Annotated in this window: 2 protein-coding genes; both read right to left on the bottom strand. The window is 39.2% G+C overall.

The genetic code is table 11. The features are described from left to right. On the bottom strand, positions 1-697 hold a 697-nt coding region (locus AC1DPQ_RS20350; RefSeq protein WP_477610697.1), incomplete at its 3' end, for a RagB/SusD family nutrient uptake outer membrane protein. Between the two features lie 15 nt (positions 698-712). Then, entirely contained in the window at positions 713-3,793 is a 3,081-nt protein-coding gene (locus tag AC1DPQ_RS20345; protein WP_477610696.1) for a SusC/RagA family TonB-linked outer membrane protein, read from the bottom strand. Positions 3,794-3,952: the final 159 nt, after the last annotated feature.

The raw sequence follows: 3,952 nt of genomic DNA, 5'->3' as shown, positions 1-3,952 counted from the left end.
ATGCTAACACATAGTTTCCGGCAAATAAAGCATAGCGGGCTTTGAGTGCATTTAAAGTATTGGGAATATCTACTCCTGATGGAATGTTCCCCAAAAAAGATGTGCTTATCGAGTTTGCTGCAACTACGGCCAATGCCTTGTCGATGGTCGCAATTGCTTTATTATAACCATCAACACGACTAATAAAGGTAACATTTTGACCAGTCCCAGCCGGAACCTTTTCCCAATACTCTGATAAATTACCCACAGCCAAGGCTTTAAAAATACTTGCGTAAGCAATTAAACCCGCTGCATAGTTTTTATCCGGAAGATTAGCGGCATTATTAATCACGTTATCTGCATCATAAATAATTTTATTTGCACCAGCCCAAACATTTAGTACTACTGAATTTGTACCATCTACCTGTACACCTCCAGCTACTAATCTTTCTTCATTGGTATTACCGGTATTAATGGATATTAACTCATTTGTGGTTAAGCCATTTAAAGTAATAGTCGCATACAGAATTCCAGCCCGAGTTGTCGAATAGTTTTTCTGTAAACCTACCGTAACGCCTGTTAAGCCTTTTGCCGAGGTTAATACATCATCGGCCGTAGCCGCGTTAGGATTTAAGTACTCCTTTTTACAAGCGCTTGAAAAAGCCACTATAGTAAGCAAAAATGCATAACCTATATATCTTGATTTTAAATTTTTCATAACAACAGTTTTAAATTAGAATCTTGCTTGTAAACCCAATGAGAAAGTACGTGGAATTGGTACTGAACCGAAATCGATATTCCTCAAGATTGTAGATTGACCACCAGAGTTTAATTCAGGATCATAGCCTTTGTAATTATCCCACGAAATGAGGTTCCTTCCACTAAGGTTAACGGTTAAGCTTTTAATAAACTTAACCTGGCCAATATTATAGCTCAATGAAATCTCTCTCAATTTCACAAAAGACCCATCATCAATGCGCCATTCTTCTACAGTGTACGCACCAGCCACATAGCCTCTGGGCAATTGGCCCATCTGCTCTGCTTCGGCAACTTTTCCATTACCTACACCTTGACGTGTTCTCCAATCTGCATTCCAAACGTCCCCCCCTTGAACAGCGTCCAATTGAATGTGTAAGCTTAATTTTTTGTAAGTAAAATCATTAACGAAAGACCCTGTATAATCGGGGTTTGGATCGCCGATTACTTTACGCAAAACATTACCTGCGGCTTGACCAGCAGTTAAAGGAATACCAGCAGCGTTTGTTACAATATCTCCATCTTTTGTCCGCTCAAAATATGTTCCATAAAAAACACCTACTGGATAACCGTCAGTAATAGAAACAGGCGCGCCGGCATTGGTTGCAATTAATCTCTGTGCACCCGAACCCACTATTTTATTTCTATTTCTGTTGTAGATTAGCGTCGATGTCCACGTAAAGTCATCGGTTTTAACTGGAATCCCTGTAAGCATTAATTCGATACCTTTATTTTTTAAAGTACCGCTAATATTGTCTAACAAGCTAGAAAACCCAGTTGTCGGTGCAATCACAACAGGCAATAATAAATCAGTTACATTTTTATTATAATAACTAAAAGTTAAACCTAAACGATTATTAAAAAAGGACATATCTGTACCGATTTCAAGCTCTTTTTGGCGCTCAGGTTTCACACTCGTATTAGCCAGTGTCGTTAACGATGTTAATGATGTTTTGCTGTTTAGGGCATTTGGTGAATAAACGTTGAAACGATCATATGCGCCAATCCCTGTTAAATTTCCAGACTGGCCATAAGCTGCTCTTAATTTGAACGCATTCCACCATGATGATACGCCAAAATCTTTCCAATAATCGGCAGATGACAACACATAACTCACGTTAGCTTTAGGATAAAACTGCGTTCTATTATCTTCTCCAAATACGGTAGATTGATCTACTCTTATGGCGCCGGTTATAAATAAATGGTCTTTATATTTAAAATTTTGTTGTAAATAAGCCCCGCTAATTGAGAATTCTGAACGATTATCAACATTAGGTAAAGCAGTACTTGCTCCATTCACTACCTGAACAAAAGGAGCTAAACCACGTCCGTTTAGTAAGCTATACAGGTCTTTTTGATATTGATAAGATCCGCCAAGTTGAGTAGTTGAACTAAATAATTCAGAAATTTTAGCATCATAGGTGAAGTTTAACTCATTATTAAATAGTGTGGTTGTTGCATTCGCCGCACTTGCATAACCGTTTAAAGATGGATCTAAAGTTGGCCCACCACCATAAAAACCCGTACTTACATTATACGCAAAGGGCGGAATAAATGTTGTCCCATTTTGGATTGAATTATCAACCCCCATAGTATAGTCAATAGTTAAGTTTTTAACAGGAGTAAGTTTTAATCCTGCATTTGCAATAATGCGATTGGTAAACTGGCGTTGCTTGATATCTTCAATAACAGAAACTGGATTAACACGTCCGCGTTCTCCGATGGCTTTTAAATTGCCTAATGCATCTCTGGTAAACAAATCATGAAAATTGCCAATAATGGTTACCGAATTCATTGGTGAAAAGAATGAATTCCCATCTGGCTTTTCGTTGGCATCGCTATGAACATAATTAAATCCCGCAGTCATTTTTGCCCATTTATTAATGGTTTGATCAAGATTTGCCCTGAAATTCATTCTGGTGAAATCAGTGTTTTTAATGATCCCCTGGTTTGAAAAATAACCAGCAGAGGTATAAAATTTAGTGTTGTCATTACCTCCAGAGACTGAAACTGAATTATCTGTCCCAATACCTGTCCTGAAAATATAATCCTGGTAATTATACCTGGTTACCGGAGTTGTTGTAATTAACGCAGGGGATAATACATCCTGAGTTTGCGCAGTTGGCCCATCTGTTGGTCCTCCAAATTTTGTTGGCGATTGATTGACATCAATTTGTTTGCGCAACTCACTAATGGTTAAACTGGTGCTGAAACTCACTTGCGGCTCGCCAGTTTTACCCCTCTTGGTGAAAATCTGGATTACCCCCGCATTTGCCCTCGAACCATAAATGGCTGCTGCTGCTGCGCCATTTAAAACCTCAATATGATCAATATCCGCAGGACTAATATCCACCATCCGGTTTTGCCCAATACTTCCGACAAAGTTTCCACCATCATAATTGGCTGATGTATTGGTTACTCTGGTTGTAGAATTGTTTACAATTACCCCATCAATGATGTAAAGTGGCTCTGAAGATGAGTTAACCGAGCTCACCCCTCTTAAACGAACAGAAATTCCACCAGCTGGGTCTCCAGAATTTTGGCTGATCTGTGCGCCGGGTGTTTTACCTTGTAATGACGCCAGTGCATTTCCACTAGGCGCCTTGTTTAAATCATCACCTTTTACGGTACTCACGTAACTACCGAGCTGTTTACGGGTAGTTCCTTGAGAGGTACCCGTAACAATTACCTCATCGAGCCCCACTGCATCGCCACTTAAAGCACTATTAGCCTGAACTGTGGTATTATCGCCAAGTGTTACCGTTTCGATATTCGATTTAAAGCCGATAAAAGAAATCTGAATCTGATATTTACCAGGGGCTAAATCAACCGAAAAGCTATACGTTCCACTCGAACTTGTGCTTGTTACGAGATTTGTATTGATAATTTTCACAACAGCACCTGGAACAGGGCTGTTATTTGCGGCGTCGGTAACCTTACCGCTTATGGTATACCGTTTGTTTTGTGCCTGCGCCATTTCTGTAAATAAGAGCAGCAGAAATGGGATCAACAAAATTGCGAAGAATCCTGGTGACCATTTTAGGTAACTTTTTTCCATAAAATTTGGTTTTGTTAGAAGATTAGTGTTTAAACAAATTTAACAAAATACCGCACAAACCAAATTTTTAACCTGTACAAACTGATTTACAAAATTGTGCTTACTAGGCTGGTAAACTGATTTTACCCATGCAAACCGAAGGCACGCCTTGCCTATCAC

The sequence above is a fragment of the Pedobacter sp. 01T416_2 genome, from assembly GCF_056398925.1.
The sequence above is the reverse complement of the archived record's forward strand: the minus strand, read 5'-3'. Positions and strand labels throughout refer to the sequence as shown.

What these genes read in the sequence shown, in the direction of transcription:
- AC1DPQ_RS20345 (WP_477610696.1), bottom strand. Translation starts at nt 3,793, where the DNA reads ATGGAAAAAAGTTACCTAAAATGGTCACCAGGATTCTTCGCAATTTTG.